At 72.9% G+C, this 24,672-nt stretch carries 18 protein-coding genes and 1 tRNA gene; 18 read left to right on the top strand and 1 reads right to left on the bottom strand.

All coding sequences use genetic code 11. The features are described 5' to 3' along the window. The first annotated feature begins 7 nt into the window (after positions 1-7). From ACTWLT_RS17070 to ACTWLT_RS17010, 13 genes are all read left to right on the top strand, one after another. Positions 8-1,201, top strand: coding sequence for a Gfo/Idh/MocA family protein (locus ACTWLT_RS17070; protein WP_445319248.1), 1,194 nt, complete (start codon positions 8-10; stop codon positions 1,199-1,201). Between the two features lie 622 nt (positions 1,202-1,823). Further along, positions 1,824-2,990: an inositol-3-phosphate synthase gene (locus tag ACTWLT_RS17065; RefSeq protein ID WP_445319230.1), complete on the top strand. Its 1,167-nt coding sequence runs from the start codon at positions 1,824-1,826 to the stop codon at positions 2,988-2,990. Then, positions 2,974-3,909, top strand: a complete 936-nt coding sequence (locus tag ACTWLT_RS17060; RefSeq protein WP_445319229.1) for an SCO3242 family prenyltransferase — start codon at positions 2,974-2,976, stop codon at positions 3,907-3,909. The genes ACTWLT_RS17065 and ACTWLT_RS17060 overlap by 17 nt, the downstream gene beginning before the upstream one ends. Beyond that, a complete protein-coding gene (locus tag ACTWLT_RS17055) occupies positions 3,906-4,919 on the top strand; it encodes a sugar phosphate isomerase/epimerase family protein (protein WP_445319228.1) in 1,014 nt (337 codons plus the stop codon). The genes ACTWLT_RS17060 and ACTWLT_RS17055 overlap by 4 nt, the downstream gene beginning before the upstream one ends. 58 nt (positions 4,920-4,977) lie before the next feature. Further along, positions 4,978-5,616, top strand: coding sequence for an EboA domain-containing protein (locus tag ACTWLT_RS17050; RefSeq protein WP_445319227.1), 639 nt, complete (start codon positions 4,978-4,980; stop codon positions 5,614-5,616). Then, entirely contained in the window at positions 5,616-6,470 is an 855-nt protein-coding gene (locus tag ACTWLT_RS17045) for a TatD family hydrolase (protein WP_445319226.1), read from the top strand. Before ACTWLT_RS17050 ends, ACTWLT_RS17045 begins: the two co-directional genes overlap by 1 nt. Continuing rightward, positions 6,470-7,669, top strand: coding sequence for a metabolite traffic protein EboE (gene eboE / locus ACTWLT_RS17040; protein ID WP_445319225.1), 1,200 nt, complete (start codon positions 6,470-6,472; stop codon positions 7,667-7,669). Before ACTWLT_RS17045 ends, eboE begins: the two co-directional genes overlap by 1 nt. Continuing rightward, positions 7,666-9,087, top strand: a complete 1,422-nt coding sequence (locus ACTWLT_RS17035; protein WP_445319224.1) for an alkaline phosphatase family protein — start codon at positions 7,666-7,668, stop codon at positions 9,085-9,087. Before eboE ends, ACTWLT_RS17035 begins: the two co-directional genes overlap by 4 nt. Further along, on the top strand, positions 9,084-10,151 hold the full coding sequence (locus tag ACTWLT_RS17030; protein WP_252417874.1) for a polyprenyl synthetase family protein: 1,068 nt from the start codon (positions 9,084-9,086) through the stop codon (positions 10,149-10,151). The genes ACTWLT_RS17035 and ACTWLT_RS17030 overlap by 4 nt, the downstream gene beginning before the upstream one ends. Before the next feature lie 364 nt (positions 10,152-10,515). Then, entirely contained in the window at positions 10,516-13,389 is a 2,874-nt protein-coding gene (locus ACTWLT_RS17025) for a PQQ-dependent sugar dehydrogenase (protein ID WP_445319223.1), read from the top strand. Between the two features lie 76 nt (positions 13,390-13,465). Further along, the gene (locus ACTWLT_RS17020) at positions 13,466-15,583 is read left to right on the top strand and encodes a ThuA domain-containing protein (RefSeq protein WP_445319222.1); all 2,118 of its coding nucleotides are present in this window, start codon (positions 13,466-13,468) and stop codon (positions 15,581-15,583) included. Positions 15,584-15,783: 200 nt separating this feature from the next. Next, positions 15,784-16,275: a sensor histidine kinase gene (locus ACTWLT_RS17015; protein WP_445319221.1), complete on the top strand. Its 492-nt coding sequence runs from the start codon at positions 15,784-15,786 to the stop codon at positions 16,273-16,275. Positions 16,276-16,528: 253 nt separating this feature from the next. Continuing rightward, a complete protein-coding gene (locus ACTWLT_RS17010; protein ID WP_252417870.1) occupies positions 16,529-17,536 on the top strand; it encodes a sugar phosphate isomerase/epimerase family protein in 1,008 nt (335 codons plus the stop codon). A gap of 65 nt (positions 17,537-17,601) precedes the next feature. On the opposite strand, the gene ACTWLT_RS17005 is transcribed toward ACTWLT_RS17010, so the two are convergent. Beyond that, a complete protein-coding gene (locus ACTWLT_RS17005; protein WP_445319220.1) occupies positions 17,602-18,018 on the bottom strand; it encodes a hypothetical protein in 417 nt (138 codons plus the stop codon). Between the two features lie 294 nt (positions 18,019-18,312). On the opposite strand from ACTWLT_RS17005, the gene ACTWLT_RS17000 reads away from it, so the two are divergent. From ACTWLT_RS17000 to ACTWLT_RS16980, 5 genes are all read left to right on the top strand, one after another. Continuing rightward, a tRNA-Asn gene (locus ACTWLT_RS17000) sits at positions 18,313-18,385 on the top strand. Between the two features lie 195 nt (positions 18,386-18,580). After that, positions 18,581-20,707, top strand: coding sequence for an MMPL family transporter (locus tag ACTWLT_RS16995; RefSeq protein ID WP_445319219.1), 2,127 nt, complete (start codon positions 18,581-18,583; stop codon positions 20,705-20,707). Beyond that, positions 20,697-21,935 carry an NAD(P)/FAD-dependent oxidoreductase gene (locus tag ACTWLT_RS16990; protein ID WP_445319218.1) on the top strand — a complete coding sequence of 413 codons (1,239 nt, stop codon included), beginning with the start codon at positions 20,697-20,699 and terminating at the stop codon, positions 21,933-21,935. Before ACTWLT_RS16995 ends, ACTWLT_RS16990 begins: the two co-directional genes overlap by 11 nt. A gap of 66 nt (positions 21,936-22,001) precedes the next feature. Beyond that, the gene (locus ACTWLT_RS16985; protein ID WP_445319217.1) at positions 22,002-22,949 is read left to right on the top strand and encodes a hypothetical protein; all 948 of its coding nucleotides are present in this window, start codon (positions 22,002-22,004) and stop codon (positions 22,947-22,949) included. Next, the gene (locus ACTWLT_RS16980) at positions 22,946-24,628 is read left to right on the top strand and encodes a M16 family metallopeptidase (protein ID WP_445319216.1); all 1,683 of its coding nucleotides are present in this window, start codon (positions 22,946-22,948) and stop codon (positions 24,626-24,628) included. The genes ACTWLT_RS16985 and ACTWLT_RS16980 overlap by 4 nt, the downstream gene beginning before the upstream one ends. Positions 24,629-24,672: the final 44 nt, after the last annotated feature.

The following is a 24,672-nucleotide window of genomic DNA, read 5'->3' as shown; positions in this document are numbered from 1 at the left end:
GGTCGGCATGGTCGGCTACGCGTTCATGGGCGCCGCGCACTCACAGGCGTGGCGCACCGTGAACCGCGTGTACGACCTGCCGGCGCGGGCCCGGATGGCACTGATCTGCGGCCGGGACACCGGGAAGGTGGCCGACGCCGCCGACCGGCTCGGTTGGGACGCGTACACGACGGACTGGCGTGACCTCATCAACCGGGACGACATCGACGTGGTCGACGTCTGCACCCCGGGCGACAGCCATGCCGAGATCGCTCTCGCCGCGTTGGCCGCCGGCAAGCACGTGCTGTGCGAGAAGCCGTTGGCCAACACGGTGGCCGAGGCACGGGCGATGACCGCCGCGGCGGAGACAGCCCGGGCCGCCGGGGCGCGGTCGATGTGCGGTTTCAACTACCGGCGCGTCCCTGCGGTCACGATGATGCGCCAGATGATCGCCGACGGGCGACTCGGGGTGATCCGGCACGTCCGGGCGACGTACCTGCAGGACTGGATCGTGGACCCGCAGTTCCCGCTGGTCTGGCGGTTGCAGAAGGACAGGGCGGGCTCCGGTGCGCTCGGCGACATCGGCGCGCACATCATCGACCTGACCCAGTTCGTCACCGGCCAGCGGATCACCGGCGTCAGCGCGGTGACCGAGACCTTCGTCAAGGAACGGCCGTTGCCGGCCGGGTCGAGCGGGTTGGCGGCCACCCTGGACGGCGCTGGTTCGGTCGACGGGAACGGGTCGCCCACCGGGACGGTCACCGTCGACGACGCCGCGGTCTTCGTGGCCCGGCTCGACGGTGGCGCCCTGGCCACGTACGAGGCGAGCCGGTTCGCCACCGGCCGCAAGAACGCCCTGCGAGTCGAGATCAACGGCTCGCTGGGCAGTGTGGTCTTCGACCTGGAACGCCTCAACGAGCTGGAGTTCTACGACGCCACCCGGCCCAGCGTGGAACAGGGTTTCAGCCGCATCCTGGTGACCGAGGGTGAGCACCCGTACATGTCGGCGTGGTGGCCACCCGGCCACATCATCGGCTACGAGCACTCCTTCACCCACCAGATGCGTGACTTCATCGAGGCGATCGCCACCGGGGTCGACCCGGCTCCGTCGTTCGCCGACGCGTTGCAGGTCCAGCTGGTGCTGGACGCGGTGACCCGTTCGGCGGAGGTCGGCTCCTCCTGGACCGAGGTGGCACCGGCGCTGGCCGCCGTGGCCGTCTGACAACTTGTCCATCCGCGATGGCGGTGTTCGCGCCGCCGTCGCCCGACCGGCTTTCCGGAGCCGACCGGCGAGGGACCGGCCGCGGTTGCGCCCCGCGGCCGGGACGAGGTCGGCACCGGAGGGCGTGCAGCCGGGCCCTGAGGCCCGGTGGCGCACGAGCAGGACGGTCGTCCGGTGCGACCGGACCGGGATTCCCCGGCCGCACCGGAGGACCGCCACCACCCCCGGCGACCCGGAGGACCCCATGGCACCGCCCGCCGCTGTTCCCACCCGTACCGCTACCGCCCGCCGACGTTCGGCGTGCCGCACACCGGTCGGCGATCCGGTGGGCACGGCGGCCTGAGACGTCCGGCCGGGGCACGCCAACGCCCCGGTCGGCCGGATGCGGGGGAGGCAGGGTCGAGACGCCGACCGACCCTGCCTACCAGCCCCGTCTGCCCGCACCCGTACCGGGAGCCGGTCCGGCGTCGTCGCCGCCGACGCCGACGTCGGAACCCGGTGCCGTCCCGGTGCGGGGCGGGCGGACGGGGCCCATCCAGCAAGGCCGTATCTTTTCAAGAAATATTCTGATATTCCTATATTTAGTTTCACCGACGGTTCCTCCTGGACGGGAAGGAGCACCATGCGAACGGGTGTCTGGCTGGTAGGAGCGCGCGGTTCCGTCGCGACCACCAGCATCGTCGGAGGGCTCGCCCTGCGGGCCGGTCTGGCCGGGCCGACCGGCTGCGTCACCGAGCTGCCGGAGCTGCGCGGCCCCGCCCTGCCGTCCTTCACCGACCTGGTCTTCGGCGGGCACGACCTGGCCACCACTCCGCTGTGCAAGCGGGCCGAGGCGTTGGCCGACACCGGGGTCATCCCCTGGCGGCTGGTCGCGGCGCTCCCCGACGAGCTGGCCGCCGTCGAGCAGGAACTGTTCCCGGCGCCGGTCGGCGCCACCCAGGCCGACCGGGCCGCCGCCGTGGTCCGTGACCTCACCGCCTTCCGCGATCGGCACAAGCTCGACCGGGTGGTGGTGGTCAACGTCTCCGCCACCGAACCGGCCCCCGCGCCGCACCCCGGGCACGCCGACCCCGACGCCCTGCGCGCCGCCCTCACCGGCCCGGACGAGGTGCTGCCACCCAGCTCCCTGTACGGGTACGCGGCGCTGCTGGCCGGCTGCCCGTACGTCGACTTCACCCCGTCCACCGGGCTGCGGCTGCCGGCGCTGACCGCGCTGGCCGAACAGGTCCGGCTGCCGTACGCCGGGCACGACGGCAAGACGGGGGAGACCCTGGTCAAGTCGGTGCTCGCGCCGATGTTCGCGATGCGGAACCTGGCCGTGCGGTCCTGGTCCGGGGTCAACCTGCTCGGCGGCGGTGACGGCGCGACCCTCGCCGATCCGGCCGCCAACGCGGCAAAGGTGCAGAGCAAGCAGCGGGTGCTCGGCGAGACGCTGGGCTACGTGCCGCAGGGCGGCACCCGGATCGAGTACGTCGAGGAGTTGGGCGACTTCAAGACCGCCTGGGATCTGATCACGTTCGCCGGTTTCCTCGGCACCGGGATGCGGATGGAGTTCACCTGGCACGGCTGCGACTCCGCGCTGGCCGCGCCGCTGGTGCTCGACCTGGCCCGGCTCACCGCCGCCGCGCACGACGCGGGTCACGTCGGGCCGCTGACCGAGCTGGGCTTCTTCTTCAAGGATCCGCTGGGCACGCCGACCCACTCGCTGGCCGACCAGTGGGCCCGGCTGGCCGACTTCACGCGTGGGCTGCACGCCGGCCGGGACGGTTCCCATGACAACGTTGGCTGACCTCGCCGAGCTGGTCCGGGCGCCGGCCGCGCTCTCGGTGCCCGGTGACGTGGTCGCCGGCGCGGCGGCGGCCGGCGCGCTGAGCCGGCGTACGCCCGCCCTGGCCGGCGCCTCGGTGCTGCTCTACTGGGCCGGCATGGCCGCCAACGACTGGGCCGACCGGCGGCTGGACGCCGTCGAGCGGCCCGAGCGGCCGATCCCCAGCGGCCGGGTGGCACCGGCCGCCGCGGTCGGCCTCGCCGCCGGTCTCACCGCCGCCGGCGTGGGCCTGGCCGCCGCCGTGGGCGGCCGCGGCGCCGCCGCGCTCGCCGTGCCACTGGCGGCCACCATCTGGGGGTACGACCTGCTGGCCAAGAACACCGCAGCCGGGCCGGCCGTGATGGCCGCCTGCCGGGGGCTGGACGTGCTGCTCGGCGCGTCCGGCGGCCGGCTGACCCGGGCGCTGCCGGCGGCGGCGACCGTCGCCGCGCACACCTGGACGGTCACCGCGCTGTCCCGCCGGGAGGTCACCGGCGCCGACGCGGCCCTGCCGCTGCGCACGCTGGCCGGCACCGCCCTGGTCGCTGCCAGCGCCGCCGTGGCCGCGCCCGGCGCCGCCGCCCGGAGCACCGGGCCGATCCCGACCGACGGCCGATCCGGCGCGGGTGACCGCCCGGCCCGGCCGGGAGTCGGGCTGGCCGCCGCGCTGCCCGCGGTGCTGGCCGCCTGGTACGCCGCCCGCTACGGCGCCGCCCAGGCCCAGGTGGTCCGGGACCCGTCGGCCGGTCGGGTACGCGCCGCGGTCGGCGCCGGGATCACGGGACTGCCCGCCCTGCAGGGGGCGCTCACCGCGCGCGGCGGTGCCGGCCTGCTCGGGTTGGCCGTCGCGGCGGCGGCGCCGTTGGGTCGGCGACTGGCCCGGAAGGTCTCCCCGACATGACCGCCCCACAGCCCCGCTCCGCGCCACCGGCCGACGCCTCGACGCTGCGCTTCGGGTACGGGACCAACGGCTTCGCCAACCACCGGCTCGACGACGCGCTGGCCGTCATCGCCGACCTCGGATACGCCGGGGTGGCGCTGACCCTGGACCACGACCACCTCGACCCGTTCGCGCCCGGGCTCACCCGCCGGATCGCCGCCGTCAGCCGCCGGCTGGACGAGCTGGGCCTGGCCGTGGTGATCGAGACGGGTGCCCGCTACCTGCTCGACCCGTGGCACAAGCACGCCCCGACGCTGCTGCACGACGACCCGACGCGGCGGATCGAGTTCCTGCGCCGGGCCGTCCGGATCGGCGCCGACCTCGGCGCGGAGGCGGTCTCCTTCTGGGCCGGCGTCCGCCCCGACACGGTGCCGGCGCAGAGCGCCTGGGACCGGCTGGTGGCCGGCTGCTCCGCCGTGGTGGACGCCGCCGACACCGCCGGTGTCACCCTCGGCTTCGAACCGGAGCCGGGGATGCTGGTCGAGGACATCGCCGACTGGCGCCGGCTGCGCGCCGCGCTCGGCGACCCCGCATCCTTCGGCATCACCCTCGACATCGGACACTGCCGCTGTCTGGAGCCGTGGCCGGTGCCGCACTGCGTCGCCGAGGTGGCCGACCACCTGGTCAACGTGCAGATCGACGACATGCGCCGGGGCGTGCACGAGCACCTGGAGTTCGGCACCGGCGAGATCGACTTCCCGCCGGTGCTGGCGGCCCTCGCGCAGGCCGGCTACCGCGGGCTGGTCGCCGTCGAACTGCCCCGGGCCTCGCACGCCGCGCCGGCCGTGGCCGCCCGGTCGATCGAGTTCCTGCGCGCCGCGGCCGCGACGGCGGCGGCCCGGAGCACCGCGAGCACGGCGGCGGATGGCCGGCCCACCGAGGACGAGGTGCCCGCACGGGCCCTTTGCTCTGCTTCAACGGACGCAACAGCGGCCGTCCGATACCCGGACAGTGGCCGTCGCGTGGATTGAAGCAGAGCAAAGGGCGCGCCTGGGGTGCCTGCGGAGCAGCACAAGGGGAGGAGACGGGATGACACCGGATTCACTACGGGCCGCACTGCGGGGCGTACCCGATCCTGACTGGCTGGACACGGCGCTGCGGCGGGTCGCGGCCGAGCCCACCGCGATCACCCGGCTCTTCCCGGCCGCCGGCCGGCGCTGCGGCCGGGCGGCACTGCCCGACGCCCCCGACTGGACCGCCGACGACGCGGCCCGCGTGCTGCTGCTCACCGCACTGCCCGCCGAGCACGTCGCGTACGCCGACGCCCTCTACCGGCACGGCGACGCCGCCGAGCGGCGGGCCGTGCTGCGCGCCCTCCCGCTGCTGCCGATCGGCGCCGCCGGGGTCCCGCTGCTGCACGACGCGATCCGGACCAACGACACCCGGCTGGTCGCCGCCGCGCTCGGCCCGTACGCCCGGCACCTCGACCCGGCGGCCTGGCGGCAGGCGGTGCTCAAGTGCGTGTTCTCCGGCGTGCCGCTGGTCGCGGTGGCCGACCTGGACACCCGGGCCGACGGTGAGTTGGCCGCGATGCTGGCCGCGCTGGCCGCCGAGCGGCACGCCGCCGGCCGGGAGCTGCCCGCCGACGCCACCGACCTGCTCCACCGGCTCACCGCGCACAGCGGCGGGACCGGCACCGTCGACCGGACCACCCCCACGGAGGCGTGATGCGCATCTTCGACCCGCACATCCACATGACCTCACGCACCACCGACGACTATGAACGGATGGCCGCCGCCGGCGTCCGAGCGGTGGTGGAGCCGGCGTTCTGGCTGGGTCAACCGCGCACCAGCGCCGCCTCCTTCGCCGACTACTTCGACTCGCTGATCGGCTGGGAGCCGTTCCGCGCCGGGCAGTTCGGGGTGCGGCACCACGCCACCGTGGCGCTGAACCCCAAGGAGGCCAACGACCCCCGCTGCCGCCCGGTGCTCGACCTGCTGCCGCGCTACCTCGACAAGGACGCCGTCGTGGCGGTCGGCGAGATCGGGTACGACTCGATGACCCCGGAGGAGGACGAGGCGTTCGCCGCGCAGCTCGCCCTGGCCGTCGCGCACGACCTGCCGGCGCTGGTGCACACCCCGCACCGGGACAAGGCGCGGGGCGTCGAGCGCACCCTCGCCGTGGTCAACGAGTCCGGCATCGACCCGGGCCGGGTCGTGGTCGACCACCTCAACGAGGTGACCGTCAAGCTGGTCCGCGACAGCGACTGCTGGCTGGGCTTCTCCATCTACCCGGACACCAAGATGACGCCGCCGCGGATGGTGGAGCTGCTGCGGGAGTACGGGACCGAGCGGATGCTGGTCAACTCCGCGGCCGACTGGGGGCGCTCCGACCCGCTGCTGACGCGGGCCACCGGCGAGGCGATGCTGCTGGCCGGGTTCACCGACGACGACGTCGACCGGGTGCTGTGGCGCAACCCGGTGGAGTTCTACGGGCAGTCCGGTCGCCTCGACCTGACCGACCTGGAGGTCACCGCCGTGGACCCGCAGACCGGCAACTCGATCCTGCGCGGCGGCAGCTGATGCGGCTGCGGCACGCCGGCGGCGACACCGTCCACCTCGGCTACTGCACCAACGTGCACCCCGCCGAGGACCTCGCCGGCATCCTCGCCCAACTGGACACCTACGCCGTACCGGTCCGGGAGGCGCTCGGCAGTGACCTGCTCGGCCTCGGCCTGTGGCTGGCCGCCCCGGTCGCCGCCGAGCTGGCCGCCGACCCGGCGCTGCGTCGCCGGCTACGCGCCGAACTGGACGCACGCGGTCTGGAGGTGGTGACCCTCAACGGCTTCCCGTACGCGGCCTTCCAGGCGCCGGTGGTGAAGCACGACGTCTACCGGCCCGACTGGACCACAGAGCAGCGGTTGACGTACACCCTGGATCTGGCCCGGGTGCTCGCCGATCTGCTGCCCGACGACGCCGCCCGCGGCTCGATCTCCACCCTGCCGCTGGCATGGCGGGAGCCCTGGGGCGCCGACCAGGCCGACGCCGCCCGACGGCGGCTGGACCAGCTCGCCGCCGGCCTGGCCGCCGTGCAGCGGGACACCGGCCGCGAGGTGCGGGTCGCCTTCGAGCCGGAGCCCGGCTGCGTGGTGGAGAGCACCGGCCAGGCCGCCGCGCTGCTGTCCGGGATGGACACCGAGCGGTTGGGCGTCTGCCTCGACCTGGCCCACCTGGCCTGCGCCTGGGAGGAGCCGGCCGAGGCACTGGAACGACTGCGGGCGGCCGGGCTGCCCGTGGTGAAGGTGCAGGTCTCCGCCGCCGTCGAGGCCGCCGATCCGGAGGGCGGGGCCGACGCGTTGCGCCGCTGGGTGGAGCCACGCTTCCTGCACCAGACCCGGGGCGCCGGTTGCGCCGGCCTGGCCGACCCGGCCGACCCGGCGTACGCGGCCGACGACCTGGACGAGGCGCTGGACCGGGCGCTACCCGGGTCGTGGCGGGTGCACTACCACGTGCCCCTGCACGCCCCACCCGAGGAACCGCTCGGCTCGACCCTGCCGGTGCTCCGCGCGGCCCTGAGAGCGCTCTTCGACGGCCCGACCGCCGGCTGCGACCACCTCGACGTCGAGACGTACACCTGGGGGGTGCTGCCGGCCGCACGACGGCCCGGCACCGACGCGGAGCTGGCCGCCGGCATCGCCGCGGAGCTGGCCTTCGCCCGGGACGAACTGGTCGGCCTCGGCCTGACCGCAGAGCGAACCGTAAGCATGGGGGTGTCACGATGAGCCGGCGACTGGTGGTGCTCGACGTGGTCGGGCTGACCCCGCGACTACTGGCGCACATGCCGCGACTGCGGGGGGTCGCCGACGGCGGCTTCCGGGCCGAGCTGGGCACGGTGCTGCCCGCGGTGACCTGCTCGGTGCAGTCCACCTTCCTCACCGGCGAACCGCCCAGCGGGCACGGGATCGTCGGCAACGGCTGGTATTTCCGGGAGCTGGGCGAGGTGCTGCTGTGGCGGCAGCACAACGCGCTGGTCGGCGGGGAGAAGCTCTGGCAGGCCGCCCGCCGGGCTGAGCCCGGCTACACCGTCGCCAACGTCTGCTGGTGGTACGCGATGGGCGCCGACGTCGACTGGACGGTCACCCCGCGCCCGGTGTACTACGCCGACGGGCGCAAGGAGCCGGACTGCTACACCGACCCGCCGGAGCTGCACGACGCGCTCACCGGGCGGCTGGGCACCTTCCCGCTGTTCACCTACTGGGGGCCGACGGCCGGGCTGCCCTCGTCACGGTGGATCTGCCAGGCGGCCGAGCAGATCCTGGCCGACGTGTCACCCGACCTGACCCTGGTCTACGTCCCGCACCTGGACTACGACCTGCAACGGTTCGGCCCGTCCTCGGCGCAGGCCGCGGCCGCGGCCGCCGAGTTGGACGCGGTGCTCGGGCCGCTGCTGGACGCCGCCCGGGCGCGCGACGCCACCGTGGTGGTGCTCTCGGAGTACGGCATCACCGACGTGTCCCGGCCGGTGGACGTCAACCGCTTGCTGCGCGCCGAAGGGCTGCTGCGGGTGCACACCCAGGCCGGCATGGAGTACCTCGACCCGTGGACGTCGCGGGCGTTCGCGGTCGCCGACCACCAGGTCGCGCACGTCTACGTCAAGGACCCGGCCGACGTGCCGGCGGTGGCGAAGCTCTGCGCCGGGCTGCCCGGGGTGGCCGAGGTGCTCGACGCCGAGGGCAAGGCCGTGCACGGGCTCGATCACCCGCGCGCGGGTGAGCTGGTGCTGGTGGCCGAGCCGGATGCCTGGTTCACCTACTACTACTGGCTGGACGACGCCCGCGCGCCGGACTTCGCCCGGCTGGTGGAGATCCATCGCAAGCCGGGTTACGACCCGGCCGAGCTGTTCTTCGACCCGGCCGCGCCGGGTGCGGCCAAGCGCCGCGCCGGGGTGGCGCTGGCCCGCAAGAAACTGGGCATGCGCTACCTGATGAGCGCGGTCGGCCTGGACGCCGGGGCGCGGGCGGTGCGCGGCTCGCACGGTCGGCTGCCGGACGACCCGGCGGACGCCCCGGTGCTGCTCTGCTCCGATCCGGCCGCAGCCCGCGACCGCATCGCGGCCACCGAGGTCAAGGGGTTGCTGCTGGAACTGGCCGGGTTGACCGTCGACGGTGCGGAGGCGGGCGGGCCGGGGGAGGGGTCATGACGGTCACCGTCGCGCCCACCGACACCAGCGGGCTGCGGGCGCGTTTCGACGCGGAGCTGGCCGGCTTCCTCGACCGGCAGGGCCCGGACTGGCCGGACGGCGCGCCGCGTGGCGTGTTCACCGCGCTGTACCGGTTCGTGCTGGCCGGTGGCAAGCGGCTGCGACCGCTCTTCTGCTACTGGGGTTGGCGTGGTGCCGGGGCGGCCGACGGCACCCCGATCGTGGTGGCCGCGGCGGCGCTGGAGCTGTTCCACGCGTTCGCGCTGATCCACGACGACATCCTGGACGGCAGCGACCGCCGCCGGGGTGAGCCGTCGGTGCACCGGCTCTTCGCCGATCTGCACGCCCGCTCGTCGTGGCGGGGCGACCCCGAGACGTACGGACGCAACACCGCGCTGCTCTGCGGGGATCTCTGCGCGGCCTGGTCGGACCAGATGTTCCACGAGTGCGGCCTGAGCACCGAGCAGGTGCACCGGGGGTACGGGGTGTTCGCGTTGATGCGCACCGAGGTCATCGCGGGGGAGTACCTGGACCTGGTGTCCGGGGTGGGTGACGGCTCGGTGGCCAGTGCACTCACCGTGATACGGATGAAGGCGGCCCGGTACACGGTGACCCGGCCGTTGCAGATCGGCGCGGCCCTGGCCGGTGCGGGGCCGGAGCTGATCGCCGCGCTGGGGGAGTTCGGTGACCCGCTGGGCGACGCGTTCCAGCTCCGCGACGACGTGCTGGGCGTCTTCGGGGACCCGGCGGTCACCGGCAAGTCGGTCCTGGACGACCTGCGTGAGGGCAAGCCGACGGTGATGATGGCGCTGGCCCGCAGCGCCGCCGACCGACCGCAGACCGCCCGGCTGCGGGAGTTGTTCGGCAATCCCGCGCTGGACGCGGACGGCGCGGCCGAGCTGCGCGGGATCATCGAGGCGACCGGGGCCCGGGAGCGGATCGAGCAGATGATCCGGGTCCGCACCGAGGCCGCTCTGGCCGCGCTGGAGCGCGCGACCGTGGACGCGGAGGCCCGCGCCGCACTGGTCGCGCTGGCCGCGCAGGCGATCGACCGCCACGCCTGATCCGCCGGCGGTCGCCGGAACACGGTTCCCCGGGCATCGTCTGCGGTGTCCGGGGAACGGCGCTGCCTTGCGACTTTCAGTCGAATCGACGAAAGTTCACGGCGATCCGCCGGAAGGTATGGACACATCGACACTCGCAATTTAGTGTCGTGGCCAACACGACATTGTTTCGTCGAGGTGAACCGGCGGCGCGGTAACCCATCGACTGGTGACCTCCGAGCATGTGACCCCCCACCGCCTCGGTGGTCACGGCCGGCCGGGACGGCATCCCGGCGGGCCGACCGCATCCCCACCACCGCTACGGCATCTGGCGCGACGGCGCGCGCCCGGCCTGGCAGTCAATCGTCAGGAAGGGACAGCACACATGTCCATGAAGGACGCTCCCCCACACCGGTCCCGACGGTGGTTCTCCGCGGGATCGGCACTGCTGCTGGTGGCCGCGGCCGGCACGGTCGCACTCGGCGCCGGCCCGGCCGCACTCGGCGGCCCGACCCCCGCCCAGGCGCACCCGATCAACGCCACCGACTTCCAGCAGGTCGAGCTCGCCCGAGGTGTGGCCGACATGGGCGAACCGATGTCGCTGGCCGTGCTGCCCGACCGCTCGGTCCTGCACACCGCCCGCAACGGCACGCTGCGCCGCACCGACGCCAACGGCAACACCGCCGTGATCGGCACCCTGCCGGTCTACACGCACGACGAGGAGGGCCTGCAGGGCGTCGGGGTCGACCCGAACTTCGCCAGCAACCGGCAGATCTTCCTCTACTACGCCCCGCCGCTGTCCACCCCCGGCGGCGACGCGCCCGCCACCGGCACCGACTTCTCGGCCTGGCAGGGCGTCAACCGGCTCTCCCGGTTCACCCTCAACGCCGACTTCACGGTCAACCAGGCCAGCAAGGTCGACGTGCTCGACGTGCCGGCCGATCGCGGCCTGTGCTGCCACGTCGGCGGTGACATCGACTTCGACGCCGCCGGCAACCTCTACCTGTCCACCGGCGACGACACCAACCCCTTCGAGTCCGCCGGCTACGCCCCCCTGGACGAGCGGACCAACCGCAACCCCGCGTACGACGCGCAGCGCAGCGCCGGCAACACCAACGACCTGCGCGGCAAGATCCTGCGGATCAAGGTGAACGCCAACGGCACGTACTCCGTCCCGGCGGGCAACCTGTTCGCGCCCGGCACGGCCAGGACCCGGCCGGAGATCTACGCGATGGGGTTCCGCAACCCGTTCCGGATCAGCGTGGACAAGGCCACCGGCGTCGTCTACGTCGGTGACTACGGGCCGGACGCCGGCTCCACCAGCGCCACCCGCGGTCCGTCCGGCCAGGTGGAGTTCAACCGGGTCGCCGCGCCGGGCAACTACGGCTGGCCGTACTGCACCGGCACCAACACCACCACCGAGACGTACAACGAGTGGGACTTCGCCGCCAACACCGGCGGGGCGAAGTACAACTGCACCGGCGGGCCGACCAACAACTCGTTCCGCAACACCGGCCTGCCCACCCTGCCGGCCGCGAAGCCGGCCTGGATCCGGTACGCCGGCGACGCCGGCACCCCGACGGAGTTCGGCGGCGGCTCCGAGTCGCCGATGGGCGGCCCGGTCTACCGGTACAACGCCTCGTCGACCTCGACGACGAAGTTCCCGCAGTCGTTCGACGGCCAGTTCTTCGCCACCGAGTTCGGCCGCGGCTGGATCAAGCCGATCCACGTCAACGCCGACGGCTCCCGGGGCGTCATCGACACCTTCCCCTGGGTCGGCAAGCAGGTGATGGACTCGGCGTTCGGGCCGGACGGCGCCTACTACGTGCTCGACTACGGCACCGGCTACTTCAACGGTGACGCCAACTCGGCGCTCTACCGCTTCGACTACGTCGCCGGCGGCAACCGGGCGCCCAACGCCTCGGCCAGCGCCAACCGGACCTCCGGCGCCGCCCCGCTGGCGGTGACGTTCTCCTCGGCCGGCTCGTCCGACCCCGAGGGCGGCGCGCTGACGTACTCGTGGAACTTCGGTGACGGGACCACCTCCACGGCGGCCAACCCGACGAAGACGTACACCACCAACGGCACCTACACCGCGACGCTGACCGTGCGGGACCCGCAGGGCGCCACCGGCACCGCCAGCGTGGTGATCAACGTCGGCAACACCGCGCCGACGGTGACCATCAACAGCCCCGGCAACGGGCAGCTGTTCAGCTTCGGCGACACGGTGCCCTTCAGCATCACGGTCACCGACCCGGAGGACGGCACGATCGACTGCACGAAGGTCAAGATGACCTACGTGCTCGGCCACGACCAGCACGGCCACCAGATCACCTCGAAGACCGGCTGCTCCGGCTCGATCACCATCCCGGTCGACGGTGAGCACGACGACGCGGCGAACATCTTCGCCATCTTTGACGCCGAGTACACCGACGCCGGTGGGCTGACCACGCACACCCAGCACACGCTGCCGCCGCGGCACCGGCAGGCCGAGTTCTTCGGCACCTCGTCGGGGGTCAACGTGTTCAGCAAGACCCCGGCCGAGGGCGGCAAGACCGTCGGCGACATCAACAACGGCGACTGGATCGCGTTCCAGCCGTACCGGCTGGGCAACGTCACCTCGTTCACCGCCCGCGTCTCCTCGGCGGGTGCCGGTGGCACTCTCCAGGTGCGGGCCGGCTCGGCCACCGGCACGGTGCTCGGCTCGGCCACGGTCCCGGTCACCGGCGGCTGGGAAACCTTCACCACCGTGACGGGGACGATCACCAACCCGCCCACCGGCACCACCACGCTCTACCTGACGTTCGCCGGGTCGGGCACCGGTGCCCTCTACGACCTGGACGCGTTCACCTTCGTCACCGGTGCGCCCCCCACCGGTGGGGCAGGTCCGATCAAGGGCCTGGGTGGGAAATGCCTGGACGTGCGCAACGCCGCCACGGCCGACGGCACGCAGATCCAGATCTACACCTGCAACGGCAGTGCGGCGCAGACCTGGACGGTCACGCCGGGCTCGACCATCAGGGCGTTGGGCAAGTGCCTCGACGTCTCCGGTGGCGGTTCGGCCGACGGCACCAAGATCCAGCTCTGGACCTGCAACGGCACCGGGGCGCAGAACTGGGCCGCGCAGGCCGACGGCACGGTGCGCAACGCGGCGTCGAGCAAGTGCCTCGACGTCTCGGGAAACAACTCGGCGGACAGCACCGTCGTGCACCTCTGGACCTGCACCGCCGCCGCGAACCAGAAGTGGATCCTGCCCTGAGTTGAGCGGAAGGGCCCCTTGTGTGACGCCTAGTGTTGGACAAGGGGCCCCTCCTAACCGTTCTTAGGAGAGCGATATGCGCAGACTCCTGCGTCCCGTCCTCGGCGCGGCCACCGCCGCCCTCGCCGTTCTCGCCTGCACCACCCCGGCCACCCCGGCCAGCGCCGCCGACGCCCCCTACGACGTGCTGGTCTTCTCCAAGACCGCCGGCTTCCGCCACGACGCCATCCCGGTCGGCATCCAGACCATCCGCGACCTGGGCGCGGCGAACAGCTTCACCGTCACCGCCACCGAGGACGCCGCGGCGTTCACCACCGCCAACCTCAACCAGTACGAGGCGGTGGTCTTCCTCAACACCACCGGCGACGTGCTCAACGCCAGCCAGCAGACGGCCTTCGAGTCGTACATCGGCTCGGGTCGCGGGTACGTGGGCGTGCACGCCGCCGCCGACACCGAGTACGACTGGCCGTTCTACGGCAACCTCGTCGGCGCGTGGTTCGCCTCGCACCCGGCCATCCAGCAGGCCAACACGAAGGTGGAGGACCGGGGGCACGCGGCCACCGCGCACCTGCCGCAGACCTGGACCCGCACCGACGAGTGGTACAACTACCGGACCAACGCCCGGTCGACCGCCCACGTGCTGACCACCCTCGACGAGTCGTCGTACTCCGGTGGCGGGATGGGCGCCGACCATCCGCTGAGCTGGTGCAAGGGCTACGGCGGTGGCCGGTCCTTCTACACCGGCGCGGGGCACACCCAGGCGTCGTACGCCGAGCCCGCGTTCCGGGCCCACCTGCTGGGCGGCATCCGCTACGCGGCCGGCCGCAGCAAGGCCGACTGCCGGCCCGAGACCGGCTACTCCCCGATCTACAACGGCTCGACCGCCGGCTGGTCGCAGGCCGGCCCGGGCAGCTTCACCAACTCCGACGCCACCCTCACCTCGACCGGTGGCATGGGGTTGTTCTGGTACAACGCGAAGCAGTTCACCAACTACTCGCTGAAGCTGGACTGGAAGCTGGCCGGTGACGACAACTCCGGCATCTTCATCGGCTTCCCGCCGTCCAGTGACCCGTGGTCGGCGGTGGACAACGGTTACGAGATCCAGATCGACGCCACCGACGCGGTGGACCGCACCACCGGGGCGGTCTACACGTTCAAGTCCGCCGACATCGCCGCGCGCGACGCCGCGCTGAACGCGCCGGGGGAGTGGAACACCTACGAGCTGCTGGTCGAGGGCGAGCGGCTGCAGATCTTCCTCAACGGCGTGAAGATCAACGACTTCACCAACACCAACCCGGTCCGTTCGCTGGCCGGCCACATCGGTATCCAGAACCACGGCACCGGTGACGACGCCTCGTTCCGCAACATCCGGATCAAGGAGCTGGGCACCACGCCGCCGCCGACCGGTAACACCACCATCCAGGCCGAGGCGTTCAGCTCGGCCAACGGGGTCACCCCGTTCACCAAGGCGGGCGCCAACGGCGGCCAGACCATCGGCTACATCGACCCGGGCGACTGGGCCGCGTACAACGGTGTGAACCTCACCGGGGTCACCTCGTTCACGTCCCGGGTCGTCTCCGGCGGCGCGGGCGGCACCATCCAGGTGCGCACCGGTTCGGCCACCGGCCCGGTCCTCGGCTCGGTCGCGGTGCCGAACACCGGCAGCTGGACGACCTTCGCCAACGTCACCACCTCCCTGTCCAACGTCCCGTCCAGCACGCAGAACCTCTACCTCACCTTCACCGGTAGCGGCACGGGGCTCTTCGACGTGGACGACTTCACCCTGGTCAAGGGCGGCGGTGGCGGCACCCCGGGGGTCGGCGCGGTCAAGGGACTGGGCGGCAAGTGCCTGGACGTGCGCAACAGCGGCACCGCCGACGGCACCCAGATCCAGATCTACACCTGCAACGGCAGTACGGCGCAGACCTGGACCGTGACGCCGAACTCGACGATCAAGGCGCTCGGCAAGTGCCTCGACGTGTCCGGCAGCGGCACCGCCGACGGCACCAAGATCCAGCTCTGGACCTGCAACGGCACGGGCGCGCAGAACTGGGCGGCCCAGGCCGACGGCAGCCTGCGCAACGCGTCGTCGAACAAGTGCCTCGACGTCTCCGGCAACAACTCCGCCGACGGCACGATCGTGCACCTCTGGACCTGCAACGGCGCGGCCAACCAGAAGTGGACCCTGCCCTGACCCCTCGCTGATCCGACCCGCTGATCCGGCCCGCCGGGCGTGCCCCGCCCGGCGGGCCGGTCGCCGCCGTGCGGGTGGTCGCCCGGCCTGCGACACCGACCGGCGAGCCCTGACGGGGGTGCCGTCGGACGCCGCGCCACGCCGGGCGTGACCACGAGTCCACGGCCGGGTTCACAGCCGGCTGCCGTACCTTGACCGGCATGGGGAGTTTCGGGCGGTGGCGCCGGATGGCGCGGGTGCAGGGGCACCGGCTGCGCGAGGCGCTGGGCCGGGCCGAGGAACTCGACACGTCCGGCGGGCCGCCGCCCAGCCTGAACCGCCTCGACGCGCTGGTGGACGGTTTCGCCGCGGGCCAGCCGGTGCGCTGGAGCCTGTCGGGACCGCCCCGGCCGCTTCCCGGCGCGGTCGACGTGGCGGCGTACCGGATCATCGAGGAGGCGCTGACCAACGCGCGACGGCACGCCCCGGGCGCGCCGGTCGCGGTCCGGCTGCGCTACGACCCCGAGGGCATCACCATCGAGGTACGCGACGAGGGGCCGGCGGGCGGCGGCACCCCGGGACCTGGCGGCGGCCTGCCCGGCGTACGCCGGCGCGCCGAGCGGATCGGCGGCACCTTCTCCGCCGGCCCGCGCCCCGGGGGTGGCCTCACCGTCCGGGCCGTCCTGCCCGCGCCCGAAGAGGTGACCGACTGACGGTCGGGCCGCGTGCTCCCGCGCCAACCGTCCGAACTACCCGGGGCCGTGGGCTTTCGCGACGGGGGCGGCGGAAATAGGGTGGGGACGGCGACCGTGACGGTGGCCGGTGACCCGGTGGGAGGCGCAACCCGCCGGGCTCAGGTGCGTACCGCATCCACCGGTGCTCCGTTCCGCCGCCGCGTACCGGCCCGACCGGTCACCTCGCCCCGGTCCGCACAAGGAATCCCCATCACAACAGGGGAGAAGGACAATGGCGCGACCCATCACGCTCTTCACCGGCCAGTGGGCCGACCTGCCTTTCGAGGAGGTCTGTCGGCTCGCCTCCGAGTGGGGCTACGACGGTCTGGAGATCGCCTGCTGGGGCGACCACTTCGAGGTCGACAAGGCGCTCGCCGACGACTCGTACGTCGACCGCAAGCGGGAGACCCTCGCCAAGCACAACCTCGAGGTCTTCACGATCTCCAACCACCTCGTCGGTCAGGCGGTCTGCGACCACCCGATCGACGAGCGGCACCAGGACATCCTGCCCGGCCGGATCTGGGGTGACGGGGAGCCCGAGGGCGTCCGGCAGCGGGCCGCCGAGGAGATCAAGGACACCGCGCGGGCGGCGGCGAAGCTCGGGGTGAAGACGGTCGTCGGCTTCACCGGCTCGTCGATCTGGCACACCCTCGCGATGTTCCCGCCGGTGCCGCCGTCCATGATCGAGCGCGGCTACCAGGACTTCGCCGACCGGTGGAACCCGATCCTCGACGTGTTCGACGAGGTGGGGGTGCGGTTCGCGCACGAGGTGCACCCCAGCGAGATCGCGTACGACTACTGGACGACGAAGCGGACGCTGGAGGCGATCGGCAACCGGCCCGCGTTCGGGTTGAACTGGGACCCGTCGCACTTCGTCTGGCAGGAGCTGGACCCGGTGAACTTCATCTTCGACTTCGCCGACCGGATCTACCACGTCGACTGCAAGGACGCCAAGGTGCGCACCGGGGACGGCCGGCGCGGCCGGCTCGCCTCCCACCTGCCCTGGGCTGACCTGCGGCGCGGCTGGGACTTCGTCTCGACGGGGCACGGCGACGTGCCCTGGGAGGACTGCTTCCGGGCGTTGAACGCGATCGGCTACACCGGCCCGATCTCCATCGAGTGGGAGGACGCCGGCATGGACCGGCTGGTCGGTGCGCCGGAGGCGTTGCAGTTCGTCCGCCGGCTCGCCTTCGACGCTCCGAGCGCCGCCTTCGACGCGGCGTTCAGCAGCAAGGACTGACCCGTACCGGGACGGACCACGGGCCGGTCGCCCTGCGGCGACCGGCCCGTTGACGTGCGGGTTGGTCAGAGCGTGCTGGCGTTGGTGCCCGAGCCGGACGACTTGGGGCGGGGGGTGGCCGACGGCGACCCGGAGGTCGTGCCGACCGAGCTGCTGCCCGACGAGCCGGAGCCCGCCTTGGCGCCCATGGTGGCGGGCGTGCCGGCGAACGCGTCGTCGGCGGCGGTCAGCTCCTGCGTGCCGGTGCTGCCGTTGCCCGTGCCCAGCTTCTCGCCCAGCTTCGTCTGGCCGAGCTTGTCCTTGCCCTCGCTGTAGAGGCGGTTGGCCTGGGCCTGCGCGACCCCGGCCGCCTCCTGGACGGTCGGGTGGTCGAGCACCTTACGGCCCCGGACCACCAGCTCTTCGTACTTCTCCCGGCCGGCACGAGCACCCAGGACGAATCCCGCAGCCAGCCCGCCAAGGAACATGATCTTTCCGCGCATGGCGGCTCCTTCCGTACCTGACGCGCCGTCGCCCCGGCGGCTTGCCCCGTCGGCAGCGACCAACTCGCGCCTGCGTCCTCTGTCCGCAGCTAACTACCCATCCTGCTCTCCGCTCATGCCTGCTTGTGCCGGGATGACGATTTACCCGAATTGTCGATTGCTCGCGAGCTGACCTGGACACCTCGATCACGGGGTGGCCGGGGGTGCAACCCACTGGACCACCACCGGGGGATGTCCTGTACTCTTGTCCCGTCGCACGGCGTCGGGGAGATCCCGGAGTCGGGCGGTGCACGGTCCCCTGTAGCTCAATTGGCAGAGCAGCCGGCTGTTAACCGGCAGGTTATTGGTTCGAGTCCAATCGGGGGAGCTTCTCCACCCAGCGCCCGTCGGCACCACGCCGACGGGCGTTTTCGTATGCGTCCTCCCTGCCGCAGCCCAGCGGGTCGCGCCCCTCTCGTCCCGGTTTCGCCCTCCAGCGACGGCGTCGCCCGGCAGGATGGTCGATGTCGACTTAGACTCCCGCTGCGTCGATTGATGCGTCGATTCATGGGGTGGTTCGCGGATGTCCGGACGAGGAGGCTTCGGCCGGGCCACGCTGATCGCGGTGGCGGTCGTGCTGGCCTGGCTGGTGATCGGCGCCGTGGCCGGGCCGTACTCCGGGCGCCTCAGCGAGGTCGCCACCAACGACAACGCCGCCTTCCTGCCCACCGACGCCGAGGCGACGCGCGCCCAGAACCTCGCCGGCGAGTTCGTCGACCGGGAGACCGTTCCGGCGCTGGTCGTCTACGAGCGCACCTCCGGGATCACCGACGCCGACCGGCAACGGGTCGGCGCCGACGCCGCCCGCTTCGCCCAGGTGCCCGGCGTGGTCACCCCGCTGCCCCCGCCGATCCCCAGCGAGGACGGCCAGGCGCTCCAGGTCGTCGTGCCGGTCGACGACGCCGAGGGGGAGGAGATCGGTGCCGTCGTCGAGCAGCTGCGCGACATCGCCGACGGCGACCGGGACGGGCTCACCGTGGACGTCGCCGGGCCGGCCGGCCTGCTCGCCGACCTGATCGAGGTGTTCTCCGCCATCGACGGGCCGCTGCTGCTGGTCACCCTCGTCGTGGTGCTGGTCATCCTGCTGATCGTCTACCGGAGCCCGGTGCTCTGGATCTTCCCGTTGCTGGCCGCCGGCATGTCGTACGCGCTGGCCTCGGTCTTCGTCTACCTGCTCGCCGACGCCGACGTGCTCAAGCTCAACGGGCAGGCCCAGGGCATCCTCACCGTGCTGGTCTTCGGCGCCGGCACCGACTACGCGCTGCTGCTGATCGCCCGCTACCGGGAGGAACTGCACCGGCACGACCGGCCCTGGGACGCCATGCGTACGGCGTGGAAGGGCGCCGCGCCGGCCATCATCGCCTCCGGCGGGACGGTCATCGTCAGCCTGCTCTGCCTGCTGCTGTCCAGCCTCAACTCCAACCGGGCGCTCGGCCCGGTCGCCGCCATCGGCATCGCCGCCACCCTGCTGGTGATGCTCACCTTCCTGCCCGCGCTGCTGGTGCTCGGCGGCCGGTGGGCGTTCTGGCCCCGGCGGCCACGCTCCGACCAGGCCGACCCGAGGGCCGAGCACGGCATCTGGAGCCGCATCGCCGGTTTCGTCGCGCGGCACGCCCGACCTATCTGGCTGACCACCGCCGTCGTACTGGCCGTCCTCACGCTCGGCCTCACCCAGCTCGGGGCCACCACCCTCGGCCAGTCCGACCTGTTCACCCAGCGCACCGACTCGGTGGACGGCCAGGAGGTGATCTCCCGGCACTACCCGGCCGGCACCGGCAGCCCGGCCACCATCTTCGCCACCGAACAGACCGCCCGGCAGGTGGCCCGGGTGGCGCAGGGCGTGCCCGGCGTCGCCGCCGTCCGCCCGGCGGTCAGCGCGGGCCAGCAGGCCGGCCCGCCCGACCCGGCCGCCGCACCGAAGGTCGTCGACGGGCGGGTCCAACTGGAGGCGACGCTGGCCGACCCGCCCGACAGCGACGGCGCCGAGCGGACGATCCGCGAGCTGCGGGTGGCCGTGCACCAGGTGCCCGGCGCGGACGCGGTGGTCGGCGGCTTCACCGCGATCAACGTGGACACCTCCGACGCCGCCCGGCGCGACCAGAACGTCATCATCCCGGTCGTGCTGGTGGTCATCGCGATCATCCTGGCCCTGCTGCTGCGCGCACTGCTGGCCCCACTGCTGCTGATCGCCACCGTGCTGCTCAGCTTCGCGGCCACCCTCGGCCTCTGCGCGCTGCTGTTCCGCCACGCCTTCGGCTTCCCCGGTGTGGACACGTCGTTCCCGCTGTTCGCGTTCGTGTTCCTGGTCGCACTCGGCATCGACTACAACATCTTCCTGATGAGCCGGGTCCGCGAGGAGTCGGTCAGACGCGGCACCCGGGCCGGGGTGCTGGCCGGCCTCGCCGTCACCGGCGGGGTCATCACCTCCGCCGGAATCGTGCTCGCCGCGACCTTCTCCGCCCTCGCTGTCCTGCCGCTGGTGGTGCTGGTCGAGCTGGGCACCGCGGTCGCGGTCGGGGTGCTCATCGACACCATCATCGTCCGGTCGCTGCTGGTGCCCGCGCTCGCGTACGACATCGGGCCGAAGATCTGGTGGCCGGGCCGGTTGGCCCGGGCCAACGGCGGGCGGGAGGCGCGCGATGCTGGCTGAGACCGACGTCGTCATCGTCGGCGGCGGCCTGGCCGGTCTCGCCGCCGCCCGCCGGTTGCACCGCGCCGGCGTGCCATGGCGGCTCCTGGAGGCCGGCGGCCGCCTCGGCGGCCGGGTCGCCACCGACGTCGTGGACGGTTACCTGATCGACCGGGGTTTCCAGGTGCTCAACACCGCCTACCCGCGGCTCGGCACGCTGCTCGACACCGGCCGGCTCCACCTCGGGTACTTCACGTCCGGGGTGCTGGTGCGCAGGGGTGACGACCTGTTGCGGCTGGTCAACCCGCTGCGCGAGCCGACCGGCGGGCCGCGTACCGCCCTCGCCGGGGTCGGCTCGCTGCGCGACCGGGTGCGCTTCGCCGCGCTCGCCGCCGGCTGCGCCACCCTGCCCACCTCCCGGCTGCTCGCCGCGCCGGAGACCAGCGCCGAGGTGGCGCTGCGCCGTGCCGGCCTCTCCGACGCGATCATCGAGGAACTGCTGCGACCGTTCCTGTCCGGTGTGTTCATCGACCGGGAACTCGCCACCTCCAGCCGCGTGCTGGCCATGGTGCTGCGCTCCTTCGCCCGCGGCAGGATCGGCGTGCCCGCCGAGGGGATGGCCGCCCTGCCCCGGGCCATCGCCGACCCGCTGCCGGCCGACCTCGTCGCGCTGGACACCCCGGTCGCCGAGGTCGCCCCCGGCCGCGTCCGGACCCAGGCCGGCGACATCCGCTGCCGGGCCGTCGTCGTCGCGGTCGACCCGCCCGCCGCGTCCGCGCTGCTGCCGACCCTCCCGACGGTACGGATGCACAGCTACACCACCTACTACCACAGCGCTCCCGAGCCACCGCTGACCGAGCCGATCCTGCTCGTCGACGGTGATCGGCGCGAGATCGTCGCCAACACCGTGGTGCTCAGCAACGCCGCCGGAACGTACGCCCCGGCCGGCCGGCACCTGGTGGCCACCTCCGTGGTCGGCCCGACCGCCCCACCCGAGCCGACCGTACGGGCCGAGTTGACCCGGCTGTACGGACGGTCCACGGCCGACTGGACGCATCTCACCACCGTGGCCGTCCCGCACGCGCTGCCCGCCGCGCCTCCACCGCAGGGGCGGCTGCGCAAACCCGTGTCGTTGGGGCAGGGCCTGTTCGTGGCCGGTGACCACCGCGACAGCCCATCGATCCAGGGCGCTCTCGCCAGCGGCTGGCGCGCCGCCGGCGCGGTGCTGGAGGAGTTGCGCGCGACGTAGCCCGCCGGTGGGTGACCAGACGAAGCGGGACATCGCCGCCGTAGTTGATCACCTATGATCGCCGCCATGCCCGCCCCTCTACCGGCCCCCACCTTCGACGCCGGTGCCGCGTACCCCGAGGTCAACGACCTGCGCAAGGCGCTCGACGCCGCCGACTGGCCCGCCGTCCAGGCGGTCTTCGCCGACCGCGACCCGGACGGCCGGACACTTCTGGTCGGGGAGGCTGGCGACCAGGAAGGGGCCGAGCCGTTCCTGCGCCGCGTGTACGACGCCGACCCCACCGATCCCCTCGCCGGCACGCTGCTCGGCACCAGCCTCATCCGCGCCGGCTGGCGGATCCGCAGCGCCGCCCGAGCCCAGTACGTCAGCCGGTCGCAGTTCGACCAGTTCCACGAGCACCTGCGTCGCGCCGAGCAGGTGCTCATCGACGTCACCGCCCGGTACCCGGACGACGCGGCCGCGTGGACCCAACGGATCACCCTCGCCCGGGGTCTGCAACTGGGCCAGAACGAGGCGCGCCGCCGCTACGACCGGCTCGCCCACCACCACCCCCACCACGCGCCGGCGCAGGCGGGCATGCTTCAGCAGCTCTGCCCGAAGTGGAGCGGCGACTGGGACCGGGCCTTCGCGTTCGCCCGCGAGTGCGCCCAGGCCGCGCCCGACGGGGCACCCAACGCCGTGCTGGTCGCCGAGGCGCACCTGGAACGCTGGCTCGAGTTCGACACCGACCGGGAGTGGGCGGCGTACCGGCGCGACAACCCGGTGGCCGACGAGGTCATGCAGGCCGCGCAGCGATCCGTGCTGCACCCGGACTTCGTCAACCGGCCCGGCTGGGTCTGGGTCCGCTCGACGTTCGCCCTGATGTTCAGCCTGACCGAGCAGTGGTCCGCCGCCGCCAGCCAGTTCGCGGCCCTCGGCAACCTGGGCACCGACTACCCCTGGGCCTACGTCGACGGGGTCGAAGGCTTCACGAAATACCGCGCCAAGGCGTACGCGAAGGGTGGCCAGTCGTGATCCAGCACCTGGACGTGGACGGGGTGCCCACGCTGCTCGCCCCCACCGGCGGGCCGATGCACGCCGGCCTGACCTTCCGGGTCGGCACCGCCGACGAGACGCTCGGCCGCGCGGGCATCACCCACCTCATCGAGCACCTCGCGCTGGCGCCGCTCGGTCTGGCCGACTACCACGTCAACGGCATGACCGCCCCCGCGTTCACCATGTTCCACACCCAGGGCTCCGAGGCGGACATCGCGGCGTTCCTCACCGCTGTCTGCGGGCACCTCTCCGACCTGCCGACGGCGCGGCTGGACGTCGAGAAGGAGATCCTGCGCACCGAGTGGAGCAGCCGGGGCGCCGCCGCGGTCGACGAGATCCCGCTGTGGCGATACGGTGCCCGGGACTTCGGGCTGAGCAGCTACCCGGAGTGGGGGCTGGGCGCGCTCACCGCCGACGACCTGCGCGAATGGACTGCCCGGTGGTTCACCCGGGAGAACGCGGTGCTCTGGATCACCGGCGACCGGGTGCCCGCCGGGCTGCGGCTCCCACTGCCCCGCGGAGTCCGGCAGCCGGTGCCGGTGGCGTCGTCGGCGCTGCCGCGGACGCCGGCGTACTTCGTCAGCGGCGCCCGCGCCGTGGTGCTCGACTCGGTGGTGCGACGCAGCACCGCCGCCAACATCTTCGCCGGCGTGCTGGAGCGCGAGCTGTACCGCTCGCTGCGCCAGGACGCCGGCCTGTCCTACACCACCACCACGGGGTACGAGCCGCGCGGCGACGGGTACGCCACGCTGCGGGCACTCGCCGACTCGCTGTCGGAGAAGCAGGACGCCGTGCTCGGCGGCTTCATCGACGTGCTCGCCAAGATGCGGGTCGGGCGGATCGAGCAGGCGGACCTCGACGCCACCGTCGGCAAGCGGGAGGACGTCCTCGGCACCGCGGAGGTGGACGCCGGGCGGCTGCCGTCGTACGCCCTGAACGTGCTGACCGGGCAGCCGAACATCAGCATCGACGAGCACCGGGCCGAGCTGAAGGCCGTCAACCTCGCCGACCTGCACGAGGTGGCCGGGGAGATGACCGCGTCGGCGCTGCTGATGGTGCCCGGTGGGCACACCGCCGACTGGGCGGGCTTCGTCGCCGCGCCCACCCACTCCGCCGACACCGTCGACGGCACCACGTTCCGGGCGAGGCAGGGTGCCGGCGGGATCCGCGTCGGCACCGACGGTGTGACCTCCCTGAGGGCCGAAGGGCCGCTGACCGTCCGCTACGACGACTGCTCCGCCATGCTCGCCTGGCCCGACGGAGCACGACAACTGATCGGCGCGGACGCCATCGTGCTGCACATCGAGCCGACCATGTTCCAGTTGCCGCCGGGAACGATCCAGGCCATCGACGCCCAGGTGCCCGCCGACCGGCACGTCACCATGCCCGCCCGCACACCGGACCAGATCCCGCAGCCGAAGCCCATCGTCCGACAGGACGAGCCCGCCAAACGCTCCTGGTGGGAGATCCCGGTGATGGTGCTGAGCGGGCTCGGCACCCTGCTGATGGGTGGCTTCTGCCTGCTGCTGACCATCGGCATGTTCGCCGCCGACAGCGACCCGGACGACACGTGGTTCTGGGGCATCATCGCGGTGGGCTGGCTGCTCACTGTTATCCTCGCGTTGCCCATCGTGCTGTTGAAGCGACGACGGCGGTGATGAGGTGGGGCCGGGTCACTGCTGGCCCGTGATCCACCGGGCGG

This window comes from Micromonospora yongxingensis (genome assembly GCF_052601155.1).
The sequence above is the reverse complement of the archived record's forward strand: the minus strand, read 5'-3'. Positions and strand labels throughout refer to the sequence as shown.